This window comes from Pseudomonas sp. GW821-FHT02H09 (assembly GCF_059421425.1).
Genome location: NZ_JBWKVA010000005.1, coordinates 69,625 through 89,100, shown reverse-complemented (window position 1 = coordinate 89,100; position 19,476 = coordinate 69,625). Strand labels below are relative to the sequence as shown.

Genomic DNA, 19,476 nt, shown 5'->3' with positions numbered 1-19,476 from the left:
AACTTTTCAATCAAAATAAAAGAATAACAACATTAATTTTTATTATTTTCCAATCTAAAAAAACGGCCATATAGTCGCTCTGTAGGCGAATATGCCGAAAGACGCATAGGCTGCTTTCAGGCAGGATGCTGCAGTCGTCCAGATCCTGAAATTTGCCTTCTTTTCCAAATGCATCTTCATAAGAAAACATAGGGGCTTGTCATGAATTTTTCCGCACTACGTCGAAGTCTGCTTATCGGCTCGCTGGGCCTGGCACTGGGTGCCGGTCTGTTGGGGCAAGCGGTTGCCGGTGAGCAACTGCAAAAAATCAAGGATGCCGGCGTGATCAACGTCGGCCTTGAAGGCACCTATCCTCCGTTCAGCTTCGTCGATGAAAACGGCAAGCTGGCCGGCTTCGAAGTAGAGTTCTCCGAGGCGCTGGCCAAAGAGCTGGGCGTGAAGGTCAAACTGCAGCCGACCAAATGGGACGGCATCCTCGCAGCGCTGGAATCCAAGCGTCTGGACGCCGTGATCAACCAGGTGACCATCTCCGAAGAGCGCAAGAAAAAGTACGACTTCTCCACGCCCTACACCATCTCCGGGATTCAGGCCCTGACCCTGAAAAAGAACGAAGGGACTATCAAGACCTCCGCCGACCTGGCTGGCAAGAAGGTCGGTGTGGGCCTTGGCACCAACTACGAGCAATGGCTCAAGGACAACGTTCCACAAGCCATCATCAAAACCTATGATGATGATCCGACCAAGTACCAGGACCTGCGCGTAGGCCGCATCGACGCCATTCTGGTGGACCGTCTGGCAGCCCTTGAGTTGGTCGGCAAGGCCAAGGACACCGCAGTCTCCGGCGAACCCTTCTCCCGTCAGGAAGCCGGTATCGCGTTGCGCAAAGGCGAGCCTGAACTGCTGGCCGCCGTCAACAAAGCCATCGAGAAACTGCGCGCAGACGGCACGTTGAAAAAAATCTCGGAAAAATACTTCAACGCTGACGTCACTCAATAATGGAAGCACTGCACTTCCCGCAGCTCCAGGCGGCGCTGCAGCTTGCGCTGGACTCCGCGCCCTTTCTGATCAAGGGCGCGTATTACACGGTGTTTCTCAGTCTGGGCGGGATGTTTTTCGGCCTGTTACTGGGGTTTGGCCTGGCCTTGATGCGCCTTTCGCGCTTCAAGCTGGTGAGCTGGATTGCCCGCGTCTATGTGTCGTTCTTTCGCGGCACACCGCTGCTGGTGCAATTGTTCGTGATCTATTACGGCTTGCCGCAATTGGGTATCGAACTTGACCCGCTGCCGGCCGCGTTGATCGGCTTCTCGCTGAACATGGCCGCCTATGCCTGCGAAATCCTTCGTGCCGCGATCAGCTCGATCGAACGCGGCCAATGGGAAGCTGCCGCCAGTATCGGCATGACGCGTGCGCAAACCTTGCGTCGGGCGATCCTGCCGCAAGCGGCGCGCACCGCTCTGCCGCCACTGGGCAACAGCTTTATTTCGCTGGTCAAGGACACCGCACTGGCAGCCACCATTCAAGTACCGGAGTTGTTCCGTCAGGCGCAGCTGATCACCGCCCGAACCTTCGAAATTTTCACCATGTATCTTGCCGCCGCACTGATCTACTGGATTCTGGCCAGCCTGCTCGCGCACCTGCAGAACCGTCTGGAAGAGCGGGTCAATCGGCACGACCAGGAGTCTTGAACGCATGATTGTGGTTGAAAAACTGACGAAGCAATTCAAAGGTCAGACGGTCCTCAACGGCATCGACCTACGAGTCGAGGAGGGTGAGGTAGTCGCAATCATCGGGCCCAGCGGGTCGGGCAAAACGACCTTCCTGCGCTGCCTGAACTTTCTCGAAGAACCCAGCAGTGGCCGGATCAAGGTCGGCGATATCGAAATTGATGGCAGCCGTCCGTTGAACCAGCAGCAAAGCCTGGTGCGCAGGTTGCGCCAGCACGTAGGTTTCGTGTTCCAGAACTTCAACCTGTTCCCCCATCGCACGGCGCTGGAAAACGTTATCGAAGGCCCGCTGGTGGTTAAAAAAATGCCCAGGGACAAAGCAATCGCTTTGGGCCGCTCGTTGCTGGCCAAGGTGGGTCTGGCTGGTAAGGAAGACGCTTACCCGCGCCGGCTTTCCGGTGGGCAGCAACAGCGTGTCGCGATTGCCCGGGCGCTGGCTATGGAGCCGGAGGTGATCCTGTTCGATGAGCCCACCTCAGCCCTGGACCCGGAACTGGTTGGCGAAGTACTGGCGACCATCCGTAGCCTGGCCGAAGAGAAACGCACCATGGTGATCGTCACCCACGAAATGAGCTTTGCCCGGGATGTGGCCAACCGTGTGGTGTTTTTCGACAAAGGTGTGATCGTCGAGCAAGGAGAAGCCAAAGCGTTGTTCGCCAATCCGAAAGAAGCACGCACCCGGCAGTTTCTCAGCAAGTTTCTGACCGTCGATATTTAATTATCGGACCCAATAACTCGCCCCAAGGATGGAGCGAATCTCGCTGTAACACGTTTGTTTTTTAGTTTTACCCTCTTCCCTCGCCACTTCATTTTCAGATAGTTAGGTTGCTTCAGCCCCAGGTGCCCAGTCGCGCCGCATAAAGGAAAGCAGCGCTTACTGAACTCTTATTAATCAACAACGCCCCCACCCCAATCATATGGGCCGCTCGGCAGCACCGTTAATAATTGTATGCTGCCCGCAAACACATCTCCGGCTACACACACTCCTCAAAAAACCATAACAATCATGACTGCCGTTTGTCGGGCTTTATCGCCCGGCATTGCGACGCCTTTACACCATAGCCTTCTGGGTAAAAATCATTTGGAATACGCACTAAAATGCCAATTGCATGTAGGGATTTTCTGAATAAGTGCAGATCGATAAGTTTGCTTACCCATCGGCTTGACACAAACTCTTCCGCCCCCTTAGCTAAAAAAAAATATCAGGGCCAATTACCTGCTCTGAACTTAAAAATTAATAGACTTATCACTTTGTTACTTGCGTGGCGTGATACAGGTAAAGGTTTGACACTTAAGCTGTGTTCTTGCCCGAAACGGATTTCGCAGCACGCTTTCAAGGAGCACGACATGACACGTACCTCGGCAAAACCAGAACTTGGCGCTCCGTCTCTGGCGCACAATCTTACACACGGCATAGGCGTCATCGCCGCGGCTCATCTGCTGGTCGATATACAGCCCTACGCGGGCATGGACGAAGGCGACCTCATCGAATTGTTCTGGGACGGCTGCTATGTGGCGTCTCGCCAACTGTCGCAAGCCGACGTCAGCGAACCCCTCAGCCTGAGAGTGCCGGAAAGCTTCATCCGCAACGGAACGGCGTCGATTCATTATCGGGTCATGCAGATAGGACGCGGTCCCGCGCTATCAGCGGCAACCAGGGTCCAGGTCAAACTCGACTGCCCGGGCGGCCAGCCGTCGCAGGTCTGTGGCGAGGAAAACCAGTGCCTTGAACCGCTGGGCATCCCCAAGCCGATCCGCCGCCAGGGAGTCAACCCCAGCCAGATCAAACGTGGCGTGCCCCTGACCATCGAGCCTTACCTGAACATGGCCGCCGAGGATGAGATCACCCTGCGTTGGGGTGACGTGCGCATGGACCTGCCCAAGGTCAAAGCCGACGAGGTCGGCAAACCGATCAACGTCTGGGTGCCACCGGCAGTCATTCTGGAGGCAGGGGAAGACAATCAACTGGAAATCACCTACTGCATTCTCGACCGGGTAGGTAATAACTCGCGCTGGGCGCCGGCCCGCAAATTGAAAATCGGTTGTACCAACCCATACAGCAAAGTGCCGGTAAAGACAGTGCTTAAAGCCGCCGAAACCAGACGCCGCTGAGCTCACACCCCGGCCCGCTCTGAGGCTGCGGCTTCAGAGGCGGGGCGCTGATGATAGACCTTCTATGTATATTCCTAAAAGTTAGTTTATTAATTATTTATGCGCGATTAGGGTATATAAACCGGACCACCGGACCTTCTTGTTTTTTGATTTCGCCGCAGTTTTCGCGGCATTTCCATGAGATGTGAGGTAGGTATGGTCAGGAACACAATCACCCGAGTGCAGATCGCCAGGGCATTGCTTGCAGCCAAGGAGCGGCACTGATGTCTAATTTGGCAGATGCATCCCTCCAGAGTGATCTGGACATCGCCCCGCTGTTGTTGCCCGCACGGATCTTGCGTAACGACGCCGAAGCGCTGAAAGCCGCCCATGAACTCGCTGACATTGCCCGCCTGCAAGCTTCGCGGCGCGACCAGCAGCGCAAGTTACCGTGGTCGGAAATCGAGCAGTTCACCCGCAGCGGCCTGGGCAGTATTTCCATTCCCCGTGAGTTCGGCGGCCCGCAGGTTTCATTCGTCACCCTGGCTGAAGTGTTCGCAATCATTTCCGCGGCCGACCCGGCCTTGGGACAGATCCCGCAAAACCAGTTCGGCATTCTCAATGTGCTATTGGACAGCGCCACCGAGCGGCAAAAAGAACAGTTGTTCCAAAGCGTGCTCCAGGGCTGGCGAATCGGCAATGCAGGGCCTGAGCGCGGCACCAAAAACACCCTTGAACTCAAAGCGCGGATCACCGCCGGAGGTGACGGTTTCGTCATCAGCGGTCAGAAGTTCTACTCCACCGGCGCCTTGTTCGCCCACTGGATTACCGTCAAAGCGCTGAACGATGAAGGCAAGCAAGTCATGGCATTTGTCCGCCGTGGCACGCCGGGCCTGCGCGTCGTCGATGACTGGTCAGGCTTTGGTCAGCGGACCACCGCCAGCGGCACCGTGCTGCTCAATAACGTCCCCGTCGAAGCCGAGCTGGTTGTGGATAACTGGCGGTTGACCGAAGTCCCGAATATTCAGGGCGCCGTGTCGCAATTGATTCAGGCGGCCATCGATGCTGGCATTGCCCGTGGGGCGATCGACGACAGCATTCGTTTTGTCCGTGAACGTGCCCGGCCGTGGATCGATGCCAAGGTCAAGCGCGCCAGTGATGACCTCTACGTGATCGCCGACATCGGCAAACTGAAAATCGAACTGCATGCCGCCGAAGCATTGCTGCGCAAGGCCGGGCAAGTGCTGGATCAGGTCCGCGCCGCGCCGGTCACCGCAGAGTCCGCCGCCCGCGCCTCAATCGCCGTGGCCGAAGCCAAAGTGCTGACCACCGAAATTTCGCTGCTGGCCAGCGAAAAGCTTTTCGAACTGGCCGGCAGCCGCGCGACCCTCGCCGAATTCAACCTGGACCGCCACTGGCGCAACGCACGCGTACACACCCTTCACGACCCGGTGCGCTGGAAATATCACGCCGTCGGCGCCTATCACTTGAACGGAACATTGCCGGCCCGGCACTCCTGGATCTGACGACCAGAACACTATTGAGCAGATCTCTGGAGAAACACATGACTCTTTCTCAACACGTCGCGGTCATAACCAGCGACGAACAAGCCCTGATCGTCGCCAGCGACCTGGCCGAAGTCTTCAAACGCGACAGCGTATGGCGTGATCGCGAGCGCCGGCTGCCGCTTGCGGAACTGGAGGTGTTTTCGCGCTCTGGTCTGTGGGGTATCAGCGTGCCGAAAGCCTACGGCGGTGCTGGCGTATCCAATATCACCCTGGCCAAGGTCATTGCCTTGATCGCCCAAGCCGATGCGTCTCTGGGGCAGATTCCGCAGAACCATTTTTATGCCCTCGAAGTGCTGCGGGTAAACGGCAGTCCCGAGCAGCAAAAACGTCTCTACGCCGAAGTACTGGCTGGCCAGCGTTTTGGCAATGCGCTTGCAGAACTGGGCACTAAAACCGCCCACGACCGCGTCACCAGCCTGAACCGCGACGGCGAGGGTTATCGCATTAATGGGCGTAAGTTTTACGCCACCGGCGCCATTTACGCCCAGCGAATTCCGACCTCCGTGGTGGATGAAAACGGCGTCCAGCAACTGGCCTTTGTGCCGCGCGACAGCCAGGGCCTGACCGTGATCGACGACTGGAGCGGCTTCGGCCAACGCACCACCGGCAGCGGCTCGGTGGTGTTCGATAACGTGTATGTCGCGGCCGAGGATGTGATCGCGTTTCAGAGCGCCTTCGAGCGCCCGACTCCAGTCGGCCCGCTGGCACAGATTCTCCACGCGGCCATCGACACCGGCATCGCCCGTGCCGCTTATGAAGACGCGCTGCACTTTGTGCGAACCAAAACCCGGCCGTGGATTGATTCGGGCAATGACAAAGCCACTGAAGACCCACTGACCCTCAAGAGCTTCGGCCACTTAAGCATTCGCCTGCACGCCGCCGAGGCACTGCTGGAGCGCGCCGGCGAATTTCTTGATAAGGCGCAAGCCGAAACCAACGCCCAAACTGTCGCCACAGCATCCATTGCCATCGCCGAAGCTCGCGCCATCAGCACCGAAATTTCCCTGGCCGCCGGCAGCACCTTGTTCGAACTGGCCGGCAGCCAGGCAACCCTGGCCGAGCACGGACTGGACCGCCACTGGCGCAACGCGCGGGTACACACCCTGCACGACCCCGTACGCTGGAAATACCACGCCATCGGTAATTACTACCTCAACGATGAAAATCCGCCGCTGCGGGGGACCATCTGATGAGCAAGAAGAAGATCCTGCTCAATGCCTTCAACATGAATTGCATCGGGCACATCAACCACGGTCTGTGGACCCATCCGCGGGACAATTCGACCCAATACAAAACCATCGAATACTGGACCGAACTGGCGCAACTACTGGAACGCGGATTGTTCGATGGGTTGTTCATTGCCGATATTGTCGGTGTCTATGACGTGTATCAAAACTCGGCGAACGTGCCGCTCAAAGAGTCGATCCAATTGCCGGTCAACGACCCATTGCTGCTGGTCTCGGCCATGGCCGCAGTGACGAAAAACCTCGGCTTCGGCCTGACCGCCAACCTGACCTGTGAACCGCCGTATCTGTTCGCCCGACGCATGTCGACACTCGATCACTTGAGCCGTGGTCGGGTCGGCTGGAACATCGTCACCGGCTACCTCGACAGCGCCGCCAAGGCCATGGGCCTGAGCGAGCAGGTCGAACATGACCAACGTTACAACCAGGCCGATGAATACCTGCAAGTGCTCTACAAACTCTGGGAAGGCAGTTGGGAAAACGACGCGGTGCTCAATGACCCGCAGCAACGAATCTATGCGCAGCCGGAAAAGGTCCACAAAGTCCGGCACCACGGCGAGTTCTATCAGGTCGAGGGCTACCATCTTTGCGAGCCTTCGCCGCAACGCACGCCGGTGCTGTTCCAGGCCGGTAGCTCGGATCGCGGCTTGCAGTTCGCCGGGCGGCATGCCGAATGTGTGTTCATCAGCGGGCAGAACAAGGCGTCGACCAAGGTGCAAGTGGATAAGGTCCGCGCCAGTGCCGCCCGGGCCGGCCGCAACCCGGAAGACATCAAGGTGTTCATGGGGTTGAACGTGATCGTCGGCGAAACCAGCGAGCTTGCCTGGAACAAGCAGGCCGAATACCTGAGCTACGCCAGTGCCGAGGCCGGTGTCGCGCATTTCGCCAGTTCCACGGGCATCGACTTCGCCGAATACGAGCTGGATGAACCGATCCAGTACGTGAAAAGCAACGCCATCCAGTCCGCCACCAAGACCCTGCAAAACAACGACTGGACCCGACGCAAATTGCTTGAACAACACGCCTTGGGCGGGCGCTACATCACCTTGGTCGGCTCGCCAGAACAGGTCGCCGACGAGCTCGAATCCTGGATCGACGAAACCGGTCTGGACGGCTTCAACCTGACCCGCATCGTCACCCCGGAAAGCTATGTCGACTTCATCGAACTGGTGATCCCCGAGTTGCAGCGCAGGGGGTCGTACAAGACTGCCTATGACACCGGGAGCCTGCGAGAAAAGCTGTTTCACGGGAAGGCGCATTTGCCTGTGCAACACACCGGTGCCTACTACCGACAAGCCTGATCGTTCCCACGCTGGGCGTGCGAATGCAGCCCGTGACGCTCTGCGTCACAAGAGCGGACGCAGAGCGTCCAGTGAGGCATTCCCACGCGGAGCGTGGGAACGATCAACCAATTCAAAAACTGATTACTGACTGGAAACCCATCATGAAAAACAAAGTCCTCACTCATCCAGTCAAAGCACTGGCCCTCGCCCTCGGACTCTTCAGCTCGGTGGCTTTTGCCAGCGACGCGCCGCTAAAAGTCGGCACCACCGCCGCGTTCGCCATTCCACTGGAAGCCGCCGTCTTCGAGGCCGGTAAGCAAGGCCTGAAAGTCGAGCTGGTGGAGTTCAGCGACTGGATCGCACCCAACGTCAGCCTTGCCTCTGGCGATATTGATGTGAACTATTTCCAGCACATCCCGTTCCTGGAAAACGCCAAAGCCGCCGCGGGCTTTGACCTGGTGCCCTTCGCCCCTGGGATCATCAACAACGTCGGCCTCTACTCGAAGAAATACAAAAGCTTCGACGAGCTGCCACAAGGCGCCAGCGTTGCCATTGCCAACGACCCGATCAACAGCGGGCGCGGCTTGCAACTGCTGGCCAAAGCCGGGCTAATCACCCTCAAACCCGGAGTCGGCTACAAGGCCACCGAAGACGACATCATCGCCAACCCGAAGAAACTGAAAATCCTTCAGGTCGAAGCCGTGCAACTGGTGCGTGCCTATGACGACGCCGATCTGGTGCAGGGATACCCGGCCTATATTCGCCTGGCGAAAACCTTCAATGCCGAGTCTGCCTTGCTGTTTGACGGCCTGGATCACAAGGAATATGTGATCCAGTTCGTGATCCAGCCCAAGAGCAAAACCGATCCGCGGCTGATCAGGTTCGTCGACATTTACCAGCATTCGCCTGCCGTGCGCGCGGCCCTGGACAAAGCGCACGGCAAGCTCTACCAAGCCGGCTGGGAAGGTTAAGCATGAGCACAGCAACCGCCCAACGCAGACAGGATGACCCGCCACCGCGCAGCGCGGAAAAAACGGAGCTGCACCCAGAGCTGAACCGTGCTCACGTGCGCTTTATCGGCCTGGGCAAAACCTACGAAGGCCAACATGGCCCGGTCAACGCTTTGCACGGCATCGATCTGGCCATCCAGCGCGGCGAAGTGTTCGGCATCATTGGCCGCAGCGGTGCCGGCAAGTCGTCGCTGATCCGCACCATCAACCGTCTGGAGCAGCCAAGTTCAGGCCGGGTGCTGATCGATCAGGTGGACATCGGTGAGTTCGATGAAGACCGGCTGGTGGCGCTGAGGCGACGCATCGGCATGATCTTTCAGCACTTCAATCTGATGTCGGCCAAGACTGTTTGGCAGAACATCGAGCTGCCACTCAAGGTCGCAGGCGTACCCAAGGAACAACGCGAGCAAAAAGTCCGCGAATTGCTGGAACTGGTGGGCCTGCACGACAAGCACAAGGCCTATCCGGCACAGCTTTCCGGTGGGCAAAAACAGCGCGTAGGGATCGCCCGGGCGCTGGTCCATGACCCGGCGATTCTGCTCTGTGACGAAGCCACGTCGGCGCTGGACCCGCAGACCACTCAATCGATCCTCGGCCTGCTGCGCGAGATCAATCAACGGCTCGGCCTGACCATCATTCTGATCACCCATGAAATGGCGGTCATCCGCGATATCTGTGATCGAGTGGTGGTGCTCGAACACGGACGAATTGTCGAGCAAGGGCCGGTCTGGGAAGTCTTTGGCAACCCGCAGCACGAGGTCAGTAAAACCTTGCTCGCGCCGTTGCAACACGGCTTGCCGGATGAACTGAAAAGCCGCCTGCAAGCGCAACCGCAGTCATCGCAAGCCGCCGTAGTGCTGCGCCTGCAATTCACCGGTAGCACGGCTGACGAACCGGATCTGGCGGCCTTGTTCAGCGCCCTCGGCGGCCGGGTGCGTCTGCTGCAGGGCGGTGTGGAGCGGATTCAAGGACACGCGTTGGGCGAGCTGCTGTTGGCGGTGACGAACTCGTCTCACGGCGAGGCAGAGTTGCGCCAGCGTGCCAGGCAATGGGCACAACAGGTCGAGGTGCTGGGCTATGTGGTTTGATCGTTTACTTCAAGGCGTCATCGACACGTTCCTGATGGTCGGCGTGTCGTCGCTGATCGCGCTGCTGGCGGGTATTCCGCTGGCAGTGATCCTGGTCACCAGTTCCAAAGGTGAAATCTATGAAGCGCCCATGCTGAATCGGGCGCTGGGTGCCTTCGTCAATCTGTTCCGCTCGATTCCGTTTTTGATTCTGATGGTCGCGCTGATTCCCTTCACCCGACTGATCGTTGGCACCACGTATGGCGTGTGGGCGGCGGTGGTACCGCTGACCATCGCCGCCACGCCGTTCTTCGCGCGCATCGCCGAAGTCAGTTTGCGCGAAGTCGACCACGGCCTGATCGAGGCCGCCCAGGCCATGGGTTGCCGGCGCTGGCACATTGTCTGGCACGTGCTGTTGCCGGAAGCGCTGCCAGGGATCATCGGCGGTTTCACCATCACCCTGGTGACCATGATCAACTCATCGGCCATGGCCGGAGCGATTGGTGCAGGAGGCTTGGGCGATATTGCTTATCGGTATGGATATCAGCGGTTTGATAGCCAGATCATGCTCACTGTAATTGTACTGTTGGTGATTCTGGTGGCGGTGATTCAGCTGGGCGGAGATCGGCTGGCGCGCAGATTGAACAAGCGCTGAACTCACCAACCAGGATCGTTCCCACGCTCCGCGTGGGAATGCCTGAATGGACGCTCGGCGTCCGCTCTTGTGACGCAGAGCGTCACGGGCTGCATTCCCACGCGGAGCGTGGGAACGATCAAACAGGGGTACCCGATCACCTGTAGGAGCAGCCGGTCGACGCTCGATTGCTCGCGATTGACCGCGCCAGCGGTCGACTGAACCATGAGGTATATTTGGCGAACTCACCCTCGCCTGCGCAGACGTCCATGAAACTCGCCCCGACCGACCTCGATCAGATTACTTCCACCACTCTGGGCCACTACAACGAGGTAGCAGAGAGCTTCCGCGAAGGCACTCGCGACCACGACGTCAGCCAGAACATCACCGCGCTGTTGCGGCATATTCAGGGCGAAGCACCGTTCACGATTCTCGACTTCGGTTGTGGCCCGGGACGCGATCTGCAAACGTTTAAGCGTATGGGTCACATTGCTATCGGCCTCGACGGCTCGGAACGTTTTGCGCAGATGGCTCGCGAAGACAGCGGTTGCGAGGTCTGGCAGCAAGACTTTCTCAAGCTCGACCTGCCTGTCGAGCGTTTCGACGGGATCTTTGCCAACGCAGCGCTGTTTCATATTCCCGGGCAGGAATTACCTCGGATTCTGAAGCAACTGCACGCGACGTTGAAACCCGGCGGCGTGCTGTTCAGCTCCAACCCACGCGGGGAAAACCAGGAAGGCTGGAATGGCCCGCGTTATGGCGCGTATCACGATCTGGAGTCGTGGTGCAGGTTGTTGAATGACGCAGGATTTGTCGAGCTGGAGCATTACTATCGGCCGGCGGGACTACCGCGCGAGCAACAGCCGTGGCTGGCGAGTGTCTGGCGCAAAGCCTGATTCGACAGGATCGGACGCAGAGCCTTCATGGCGGCATTCCTTTGCTGCGCGTGGGAACGATCAAAATCTCCTCAGGCCACCACCTTCTTCGGCTCCTTGATTTTGTACCAGGCCACATACAGCGCTGGCAGGAACAACAACGTCAGCAGTGTCGCGATGATGATGCCGCCGATCATCGCGTAGGCCATCGGGCCCCAGAACACTTCGCGGGCGATGGGGATCATCCCCATACTGGCGGCTGCGGCGGTGAGCAGAATCGGTCGGCGGCGGTGTTCGGTGGCTTGCACCACGGCGTCCCACGGGGCATAGCCATCACGTTCATACTCCTCGATCTGGGTTACCAGGATCACCGAGTTGCGGATGATAATGCCGATCAACGCGAGGATCCCGAGGATCGCCACAAAGCCCATGGGCGTGCCCGTGGGGATCAGCGCCAGGACTACGCCGATCAGCCCCAGCGGCGCGACGCTGGCCACCAGGAACAGCTTCTGCACGCTGTGCAGCTGGATCATCAGGAAGGTCGCCATCAGGAACAGCATCAGCGGCACGACTTTGGCAATCGGCCCCTGGGCCTTGCTGCTTGCCTCTACCGTACCGCCGGTCGCGACCGAATAGCCGACTGGCAACGCGGCGGCGAATTTGTCGATATCAGGTTTCAACTGTTTGACCAGATCCGTCGGCTGAATCTCGTCGCGCACTGCGGCCTTGATGGTGATGGTCGGTTTACGGTCGCGGCGCCAGACCAATGGCTGCTCAAGCTCATAACGCACGCTGGCGAACGCCAGCAGCGGAATCGAGGTGCCGCCCGGGGTGACGATCTGCAGATTTTGCAGGGTTTCCGGCGTACCACGTTCGGCATCTATGGCACGACCGACCACGTTGATCAGGTAGATGTCGTCATGCACCTGAGTCACCTTCGAGCCGCTGACGATGCTGTTCATCAACTTCGCCACATCATCCGACGACAACCCCAGCTGCCGCGCCTTGTCCTGGGCGATGTCGATGCGCAGGACTTTGCCCGGTTCGTTCCAGTCATAAATCATCTCGCCGATGTGCGAGTTGTTGTCGAGCATGGTCGCCAGATCAATGGCGTGTTTGCGCACCTGGTCGATGTCTTTGCCGCTGACCCGATACTGGATCGGCCGGCCCACCGGCGGGCCCATTTCCAGCGCTTGAACAAAACTGCCAATACCGACGAAATCTTCGCGCAGGCGTTTTTTCAGGCGTTGCGTCAGCGCAGCGCGCTCTTTCAGGCCTTTGCTGACGATCACCAATTGCGCGTAGTAGGGGTTCTGCAATTGCTGGTCGAGGGGCAGGTAGAAACGAATCGCGCCCTCGCCGATGTAGGAGCTCCAGCGGACGATGTCCGGGTCGTCTTTTAAGGTCGCTTCGAGGCGGTCTACCGCCAGACGGGTTTCGTTGATCGAGGCGTTTTGCGGCAGGTTCAGGTCGACAAGAATTTCCGGCCGGTCCGAAGACGGGAAGAACTGGTTCTGCACAAAGCGCATGGAGAACACCGCGAGCACGAACAGCAGCACGGTGAGGCTAATCGCCCACCAGCGATTGCGCATGCACCACAGCAGCCCGCCGTTGAAGGCGCGGCCGATGCGCCCTGGTTCTTCAGAGTGGGGTTTGACCTCGGTGCTGAGGATGTGCAGGCCAATAACCGGGGCGAACAATACCGCGACAATCCACGACAACAGCATCGCCACGGCGATGACCGCGAACAGGGTGAAGGTGTATTCCCCGGCGGAGCTGGCGTTCAAACCGATGGGCACGAAGCCGGCCACGGTCACCAGGGTGCCGGTGAGCATCGGGAATGCGGTCGAGGTATAGGCAAAGGTCGCCGCGTCTTCCTTGGACTCGCCTTTTTCCAGACGCGTAACCATCATCTCGACAGTAATCATCGCGTCGTCCACCAGCAGGCCGAGGGCGATGATCAAGGCGCCGAGGGAAATCCGCTGCATGGTGATACCGCTGTATTCCATGAAGACAAAGACCATCGCCAGCACCAGCGGAATAGAGCAGGCCACGACCAGTCCGGCGCGCACGCCGAGGCTGATGAAACTGACGATCAGCACGATCACCACGGCTTCGAACAAGGCGCTGGTAAAGCCACCGATCGCCTCGTCCACCACTTCGGCCTGATCGGAAACCTTGTGTACGCCTATACCCACCGGCAGGTCGGCAGTGAGGTCGTCCATACGTTGATGCAGGGCCTTGCCGAAGGCCTGAATATTGCCGCCCTTTTTCATGGCGATGGCCAGACCGATGGCCGGCTGACCGTTGAAACGGAACATCGGCGTCGCGGGGTCGACGTAGCCGCGGCTGATCTCGGCGACGTCGGCCAACCGATAGAAGCGGTCATTGAGCCGCAGATTGACGTTGGCCAGGTCTTTCTCCGAAGCGAACTGCCCCGAGGTGCGCACCGAAATGCGTTCAGGACCGGCCTCGATCACCCCGGCTGGAGTCACAGCGTTTTGCGCTTGCAGGCTTTGCACCACCTGGCGCTGATCGATACCGAGGGCTGCGAGTTTGCGTGTAGAGAAGTTCAGGTAGAGCACTTCGTCCTGCTCGCCAATCATCTGGACTTTGCCCAGGTTCGGCACTTCACGAATCTCGGCTCGGACCTGTTCCACGTAGTCGCGCAACTGGCGCATCGTCAGACCGTCGGCGGTGAAGGCGTACACCGAGCCGTAGACATCGCCAAACTCATCGTTGAACCCAGGCCCCTGTAACCCCTGCGGGAAATCACCGCGAATGTCGTTGATCTTCTTGCGCACCTGGTACCAGATTTCCGGGATGTCCTTGCCGCTGGTGGTGTCGCGCAGGAACACAAACACAGTCGACTCGCCGGGTCGGGTGTAGCTCTTCACATAGTCGAGAGAGTCGAGTTCTTCGAGTTTTTTCTCGATGCGGTCAGTGACCTGCTTGAGGGTTTCTTCCTGGGTCGCGCCAGGCCAACGGGTCTGTATCACCATGGTTTTGATGGTGAACGAGGGGTCTTCCTCGCGGCCCAGGTTTATGTACGAGAAGACGCCCATCAGCAACGCGACGAACATCAGGTACCAGATAAAGGACTGATGTTTGAGGGCCCATTCGGATAAGTTGAAACTCCCTTTCATCGCGGGCTTTCCTCATCGATTTTGACTTTCTGCCCCGGCTTGAGGCTGTTCACACCGGCGCTGACCACCCGCTCACCGGCCTTGACGCCGGTTGCCAGGACGACCGTGCTGTCGTCACGGCTGACGAGTGTGACGTCACGGGGCGACACGGTTTGCGTCTGGGGGTCGATGACCCAGATCCGGCTCTTGCCGTCGACTTCCTGCAAGGCACTGAGCGGCAATTCGATACGCGGCTCGATGGCCGAACTGAGGGTCACGCTGATGGCAGTCCCCAAGCGAAACCCCAGCGGTGTCTCGGCCAGGGTCAAACGCGCACGCCGGGTGCGAGTCGCGCTTTGCGCCTGCGGTTCGATCTCGCGCACGGTGGCAGTGGTGTTGATGCCCGGGTCGAGCTGCGCAGCCACTTTGAACACCACGTCGGCGGGCAGTCGTTCGGCCAGGGTCGCGGGCAGGTCGATCACCGCCTCCTTGATGTCCGGCCGCGCCAGGGTCACCACTTGCTGACCGGCGCTGACCACCTGCCCGGCTTCGGCATTCCAGGCGGTGACGATGGCCGCGTGGTCAGCGCGCAGTTCACTGTAATTGAGCTGATCGCGGGCCTGGCTGACTGATGCCTTGGCTTGTTCCAACGATGCGCTGGTGGTTTTCAGGTCGGTCTGGGCGGCGTCCAGTTGCGCCTGGGCGCCGACCCCACGGTTGAACAGTTCCTGCTGTCGCCGGGCGTTGGCCTGAGCGTTGATCCATTGCGCCTCGATCCGTGCCAGATCGCCCTGACTGGCGCGCAACTGGTTCTGTTGATCGGTGGGGTCGAGGGTCGCGAGCAACGCGCCCTTCTGGACTTCGCTACCCACATCGACGTTGCGCCGAGCTATGCGCCCCGGCACGCGGAAGCCGATATTGCTTTCAAAGCGCGCCTGAATGCTCCCGGCGAAACGTCCGAGGTTTTCTTGCGACTCCGCTTGGACCTCAATGGACAGTACCGGGCGCACCGGCTCCGGGGGCGGCTCTTTTTTTGAGCAGGCAGCGAGCAAAACACTGGCTGACATCACCACAAGCAGGCGCTTCATGGCTGGACTCCCGGCGGTTGGGTCGGGCCCTTCCCGGGCCTTGCGACGATCTCCACCAACATCCCGGGGTGCAACAATTGCCCACCGGCCGTCACGACTTTTTCGCCACCGCTCAGCCCCTTGCTGATGATCACTTTGCCCGTCAGGTAACGTGAGACCGTGACCGTGTGCAACTGCGCCCTGCCGTCGTCAGCCACCACCCACACGGCCGGATCGCTGAGTTTTTTGGTCAAGGCCGACCACGGCAGCTCGACGGCGGATTTGCCTGGAGGCTTGGCCGTGGCGCTGACCACCGAGCCCAACTGCATGCCCGCCGGCAGTTCGTTCAAGGTCACCTTGACCTGCACCGTGCCGGTCTGTGCGGAGACCGCCGGGGTGATTTCACGGACCGTGCCAGTGGCCTTGATCTTCGGGTTGTCGAGCAGGCTGACCACCACCGTTCTGTCCGTCGGCGGCTCGGCCAACAGCGACTCATAGACGTTGAATACTGCATCTCGCTCGCCGTCCCGGGCCAGACTGAAAATCGGCACCGTGGCTTGCACCACCTGCCCGACTTCGGCCTGACGCGCAGTAATCACCCCCGGCGCATCGGCGAACAGCGAGGTGTAGCCAAGTTGCTCGCGGGCGTTGGCCAACTGCGCCCGAGCGGCACTCAAGGCGCTCTGACTGCTGCGCAACGCGGCCTGGGCGGCGTCGTATTCGCTGCGACTGGTGTAGCCCTTGGGCAAGAGTTTCTGCTGTCGCACAAACGCCGCGCTGGTCTGCTTGACCCGCGCCTGTTCGGCGACAACCTGCGCCTGGGCCGAATCGACGTTGGTTTGCAGGTCTTTGGGATCGAGTCTGGCCAATACTTGTCTGGCGGATACGCGATCACCGACATCAACCATCCGCTGAATGATCTTGCCGCCGACACGAAACGACAGCTCGGTCTGAACCCGTGCCTGGACATCGCCAGTGAGGGTCACGGACGCCGCAAAATCGGCAGGCTGCACGACTTGCACAAACACCCGTGGGTGCTCGCGCTCGACCGGTTTTTTATCGCCGCACGCGGTCAATAGGGCAAAGAGACCCACGCCAACGACCCATTTCAATCCGGGACCAGCCATGCAGACTCCTTTGCGTGATGCGGGCGGACACGTGACGATACGATTGTGAGCTTAGAACAGGGTTGAACCTGTGCACTTTACCTCCTTGCCACATTGGATCGCTGTCACCCTTGACTGATAGGCTATCGGGGAAACTGCCAGGCCACGCAGCCGGAAACCCACGATGCTCAAGACCCGGAGTGCAATTCCATCGTGCTGGAGAAGAATTTTGGTCAGACCGAAATCGTTGGGCAAGGAATGCTGGATGAACCGGCGTGGCATTGGCCGGATTGAAATGGATCGAAGACTAAGGTTTTATCTGCCGTCGGGCATCGCGAATATGAGCTGCGGCGATTTTCAAGTCTTTTGCTGCCGTATTAATCGCATTACGAGCTAGATTTTGTTGGCCTCGGTATAAGTTGAATAGCTCCGTTTTGGAAAGATTTTCCAATGCCATGGGTAAGGGTGGAGGTATTGAGGCCAGCGGTGTTGTCGGTGTGCCTGTAGAAATGGGAGCTGAAGGCGTGTACTGCTCAGGAGTTGCTGAGCCCGTGTTCAGCACCAGGCTTCCAGGCCTTATAGTCGTTGCTCGCGAAGCGGTGAAATCTTTCAAAGCTAGAACTGAATCGGGATCGCGGGCCACCCAGTAGGAACCCAATCTTGCTGACAATGAGGTTACGCCAAGCCCTAAAGAGATCCATATCAGTGCTTCCAGTGCAGACGAGTCAGGATCAGTCTCCCCGATAATAACTCTCGCGGTTCCTGCCATGGTTCCTAATAATCCTGTGGTTCCGGCAACAACGGATGAAACAGCGCCGAAAGAATATTTCGCAGGTAAACGACCTGTCGCACCGGTAAGCAATGCCTTTGTCGACACGATGAAGGGTAGCGAAGGGAACAGCGCTACTGATGAGCTTCCCAGGCTGGCGACGCTTGTAAGGAGCCCGAGGATGCCGAGGATGGAAAACCGTCCGTTCGGATCACTCCGATTAACCGGATCCCCCAAACAATACGCATACGGATTCAACCCACCCCGACCAAACGGGCTCAACCTGTCCGGGCTGTTGAAACGCATCAACACCGGGTTGAACGCCCGATGCCCGTTGCCCAGCAGATAGTGCCCGGTCACCGGATCGGGGCGCTCGCCGTTGAATCCAAGGAGGCTGCTCAGGCCACTTTCAGCGAGTCGATGGCCGTAAGGCGTATAGACCTTTTGCAGGTGCCGAGCCCCATCGACGGCGTGCAAGACCGAGCGTTGCTGATCGGTAGCCAGTAACTGGCTATTGACCTCATCACCTTGTCGCTGCTGTAGAGCAAGCAATTGAGTGCCTTGCTGGAATACCGTCCGAGACGCCGGGCCCTGAAGCTCAGTGGTCAGATGCTCAATGTTATAAAACCGTTGCACCTCTTCTTGCTCTGACGGCACAAGCCCGGTCAGCCGGTCCAGCGCGTCATAGCCATAACGGCACAAAAGTATTTCGGGCTTCGCCATGCTCTGATCCTTCGTGTGAAGAAGGCTTAGATTGCACGGGCATCAACCTATCGACTACCTGGCAGAACTGCTAGGTAACCGCTTGATCACGGCGTAACAGCAAGCCCCGGATCGTTCCCACGCTCTGCGTGGGAATGCAGCCCGTGACGCTCCGCGTCACAAGAGCAGACGCAGAGCGTCCGGTGAGGCATTCCCACGCAGGAGCGTGGGAACGATCGATTGGCGCTAAAAGAATCGCACCCAATAAAAAACGCCGACGCTGTACCAGCCGTCGACGTTGAAACCTTGAAGGTTTTTTGCGCTAGAACGCGCGCTGAATCAGAACGCCGGCAGCACCGCGCCGCTGTATTTCTTCGCGATGAAGGCTTTCACTTCCGGGCTGGTCAGCGCCTTGGCGAGTTTCTGGATGGCAACGCTGTCCTTGTTGTCTGGACGGGCCACCAGGAAGTTCACATACGGCGAGTCGGCACCTTCGATGACCAGTGCGTCCTTGGCCGGGTTCAGACCAGCTTCCAGCGCGTAGTTGGTGTTGATCATGTCCAGGTCAACCTGATCCAGCACACGCGCCAGCATGGCCGATTCAAGCTCTTTGAACTTGAAGTTGTGCGGGTTCCTGGCGATGTCTTTCGGGGTGGCAAGAGCGTTTTTCGGGTCTTTCAATTCGATCAGACCGGCCTTCTGCAGCAAGATCAACGCACGGCCGCTGTTACTGCCTTCGTTCGGGATGGCGATGGTCGCGCCGTCCTTCAGTTCAGCCAGGGTTTTGACTTTCTTCGAGTAACCGCCGAAAGGTTCGACGTGAACGCCAATCACGGTCACCAGGTTAGTGCCTTTGCCGTCGTTGAAGCTTTTCAGGTACGGCAGGGTCTGGAAGTAGTTGGCGTCCAGACGCTTCTGATCGACCTGCACGTTCGGTTGTACGTAGTCGGTGAAGACTTTGACTTCCAGATCCACGCCTTCTTTGGCAAGGGCCGGCTTGACCAGCTCGAGGATCTCGGCGTGTGGAACCGGGGTTGCGGCAACCACCAGTTTCTCGTTGGCCTGAGCCAAACCTGCGGTCAGGGCAGCCGCCAATGCGGTAAACAACAGAACCTTTTTCATGCAGTGTCCTTATCGGAAATCACGGTCGTCATCGACGACGGCTTCAAGTGAAGTGCCAGTGGAATGCTATTGCTGACGTGGAGCGGACA

The 19,476-nt window shown here is 58.7% G+C and carries 16 protein-coding genes; 11 read left to right on the top strand and 5 right to left on the bottom strand.

Annotation, left to right across the window (positions count from 1 at the left end):
* The first annotated feature begins 201 nt into the window (after positions 1-201).
* From tcyJ to AC07VR_RS08175, 11 genes are all read left to right on the top strand, one after another.
* A complete protein-coding gene (tcyJ, locus tag AC07VR_RS08225) occupies positions 202-996 on the top strand; it encodes a cystine ABC transporter substrate-binding protein (protein WP_494994439.1) in 795 nt (264 codons plus the stop codon).
* Positions 996-1,685 carry a cystine ABC transporter permease gene (gene tcyL / locus AC07VR_RS08220; RefSeq protein WP_489073555.1) on the top strand — a complete coding sequence of 230 codons (690 nt, stop codon included), beginning with the start codon at positions 996-998 and terminating at the stop codon, positions 1,683-1,685. The genes tcyJ and tcyL overlap by 1 nt, the downstream gene beginning before the upstream one ends.
* A gap of 4 nt (positions 1,686-1,689) precedes the next feature.
* Positions 1,690-2,442, top strand: a complete 753-nt coding sequence (tcyN, locus tag AC07VR_RS08215; RefSeq protein WP_494994440.1) for an L-cystine ABC transporter ATP-binding protein TcyN — start codon at positions 1,690-1,692, stop codon at positions 2,440-2,442.
* Between the two features lie 629 nt (positions 2,443-3,071).
* Complete coding sequence (locus AC07VR_RS08210) at positions 3,072-3,836, top strand: hypothetical protein (RefSeq protein WP_495010973.1); 765 nt, start codon at positions 3,072-3,074, stop codon at positions 3,834-3,836.
* A gap of 263 nt (positions 3,837-4,099) precedes the next feature.
* Positions 4,100-5,341 carry an SfnB family sulfur acquisition oxidoreductase gene (locus AC07VR_RS08205; protein WP_495010972.1) on the top strand — a complete coding sequence of 414 codons (1,242 nt, stop codon included), beginning with the start codon at positions 4,100-4,102 and terminating at the stop codon, positions 5,339-5,341.
* Between the two features lie 38 nt (positions 5,342-5,379).
* On the top strand, positions 5,380-6,573 hold the full coding sequence (locus tag AC07VR_RS08200) for an SfnB family sulfur acquisition oxidoreductase (RefSeq protein ID WP_495010971.1): 1,194 nt from the start codon (positions 5,380-5,382) through the stop codon (positions 6,571-6,573).
* Entirely contained in the window at positions 6,573-7,928 is a 1,356-nt protein-coding gene (locus AC07VR_RS08195) for an LLM class flavin-dependent oxidoreductase (RefSeq protein ID WP_495010970.1), read from the top strand. The genes AC07VR_RS08200 and AC07VR_RS08195 overlap by 1 nt, the downstream gene beginning before the upstream one ends.
* A 143-nt stretch (positions 7,929-8,071) precedes the next feature.
* Positions 8,072-8,881: a MetQ/NlpA family ABC transporter substrate-binding protein gene (locus AC07VR_RS08190; RefSeq protein ID WP_495010969.1), complete on the top strand. Its 810-nt coding sequence runs from the start codon at positions 8,072-8,074 to the stop codon at positions 8,879-8,881.
* 2 nt (positions 8,882-8,883) lie between these two features.
* The gene (locus AC07VR_RS08185) at positions 8,884-10,008 is read left to right on the top strand and encodes a methionine ABC transporter ATP-binding protein (protein ID WP_495010968.1); all 1,125 of its coding nucleotides are present in this window, start codon (positions 8,884-8,886) and stop codon (positions 10,006-10,008) included.
* Entirely contained in the window at positions 9,998-10,642 is a 645-nt protein-coding gene (locus AC07VR_RS08180; RefSeq protein WP_495010967.1) for a methionine ABC transporter permease, read from the top strand. The genes AC07VR_RS08185 and AC07VR_RS08180 overlap by 11 nt, the downstream gene beginning before the upstream one ends.
* A gap of 248 nt (positions 10,643-10,890) precedes the next feature.
* Positions 10,891-11,517 carry a class I SAM-dependent methyltransferase gene (locus AC07VR_RS08175; protein WP_495010966.1) on the top strand — a complete coding sequence of 209 codons (627 nt, stop codon included), beginning with the start codon at positions 10,891-10,893 and terminating at the stop codon, positions 11,515-11,517.
* A 71-nt stretch (positions 11,518-11,588) separates the two neighbouring features.
* Here the strand turns inward: AC07VR_RS08175 and AC07VR_RS08170 are convergent, their stop codons facing one another.
* From AC07VR_RS08170 to AC07VR_RS08150, 5 genes are all read right to left on the bottom strand, one after another.
* Positions 11,589-14,642: an efflux RND transporter permease subunit gene (locus AC07VR_RS08170; protein ID WP_495010965.1), complete on the bottom strand. Its 3,054-nt coding sequence runs from the start codon at positions 14,640-14,642 to the stop codon at positions 11,589-11,591.
* Positions 14,639-15,709 carry an efflux RND transporter periplasmic adaptor subunit gene (locus tag AC07VR_RS08165; protein WP_494994451.1) on the bottom strand — a complete coding sequence of 357 codons (1,071 nt, stop codon included), beginning with the start codon at positions 15,707-15,709 and terminating at the stop codon, positions 14,639-14,641. Before AC07VR_RS08165 ends, AC07VR_RS08170 begins: the two co-directional genes overlap by 4 nt.
* Positions 15,706-16,815, bottom strand: a complete 1,110-nt coding sequence (locus AC07VR_RS08160; protein ID WP_495010964.1) for an efflux RND transporter periplasmic adaptor subunit — start codon at positions 16,813-16,815, stop codon at positions 15,706-15,708. Before AC07VR_RS08160 ends, AC07VR_RS08165 begins: the two co-directional genes overlap by 4 nt.
* 286 nt (positions 16,816-17,101) lie before the next feature.
* Positions 17,102-18,286: an RHS repeat-associated core domain-containing protein gene (locus tag AC07VR_RS08155; protein ID WP_495010963.1), complete on the bottom strand. Its 1,185-nt coding sequence runs from the start codon at positions 18,284-18,286 to the stop codon at positions 17,102-17,104.
* A 318-nt stretch (positions 18,287-18,604) separates the two neighbouring features.
* Positions 18,605-19,387 carry a MetQ/NlpA family ABC transporter substrate-binding protein gene (locus AC07VR_RS08150; RefSeq protein ID WP_494994454.1) on the bottom strand — a complete coding sequence of 261 codons (783 nt, stop codon included), beginning with the start codon at positions 19,385-19,387 and terminating at the stop codon, positions 18,605-18,607.
* Positions 19,388-19,476 lie beyond the last annotated feature (89 nt).

Excerpts from the sequence above, each read along its gene's own strand:
- AC07VR_RS08165 (WP_494994451.1), bottom strand. The coding sequence starts at position 15,709 with ATGAAGCGCCTGCTTGTGGTGATGTCAGCCAGTGTTTTGCTCGCTGCC.
- tcyL (WP_489073555.1), top strand. The coding sequence starts at position 996 with ATGGAAGCACTGCACTTCCCGCAGCTCCAGGCGGCGCTGCAGCTTGCG.
- AC07VR_RS08155 (WP_495010963.1), bottom strand. The coding sequence starts at position 18,286 with ATGGCGAAGCCCGAAATACTTTTGTGCCGTTATGGCTATGACGCGCTG.
- AC07VR_RS08150 (WP_494994454.1), bottom strand. The coding sequence starts at position 19,387 with ATGAAAAAGGTTCTGTTGTTTACCGCATTGGCGGCTGCCCTGACCGCA.
- AC07VR_RS08195 (WP_495010970.1), top strand. The coding sequence starts at position 6,573 with ATGAGCAAGAAGAAGATCCTGCTCAATGCCTTCAACATGAATTGCATC.
- tcyN (WP_494994440.1), top strand. The coding sequence starts at position 1,690 with ATGATTGTGGTTGAAAAACTGACGAAGCAATTCAAAGGTCAGACGGTC.
- tcyJ (WP_494994439.1), top strand. The coding sequence starts at position 202 with ATGAATTTTTCCGCACTACGTCGAAGTCTGCTTATCGGCTCGCTGGGC.
- AC07VR_RS08175 (WP_495010966.1), top strand. The coding sequence starts at position 10,891 with ATGAAACTCGCCCCGACCGACCTCGATCAGATTACTTCCACCACTCTG.
- AC07VR_RS08210 (WP_495010973.1), top strand. The coding sequence starts at position 3,072 with ATGACACGTACCTCGGCAAAACCAGAACTTGGCGCTCCGTCTCTGGCG.
- AC07VR_RS08170 (WP_495010965.1), bottom strand. The coding sequence starts at position 14,642 with ATGAAAGGGAGTTTCAACTTATCCGAATGGGCCCTCAAACATCAGTCC.
- AC07VR_RS08200 (WP_495010971.1), top strand. The coding sequence starts at position 5,380 with ATGACTCTTTCTCAACACGTCGCGGTCATAACCAGCGACGAACAAGCC.
- AC07VR_RS08205 (WP_495010972.1), top strand. The coding sequence starts at position 4,100 with ATGTCTAATTTGGCAGATGCATCCCTCCAGAGTGATCTGGACATCGCC.
- AC07VR_RS08185 (WP_495010968.1), top strand. The coding sequence starts at position 8,884 with ATGAGCACAGCAACCGCCCAACGCAGACAGGATGACCCGCCACCGCGC.
- AC07VR_RS08180 (WP_495010967.1), top strand. The coding sequence starts at position 9,998 with ATGTGGTTTGATCGTTTACTTCAAGGCGTCATCGACACGTTCCTGATG.
- AC07VR_RS08190 (WP_495010969.1), top strand. The coding sequence starts at position 8,072 with ATGAAAAACAAAGTCCTCACTCATCCAGTCAAAGCACTGGCCCTCGCC.
- AC07VR_RS08160 (WP_495010964.1), bottom strand. The coding sequence starts at position 16,815 with ATGGCTGGTCCCGGATTGAAATGGGTCGTTGGCGTGGGTCTCTTTGCC.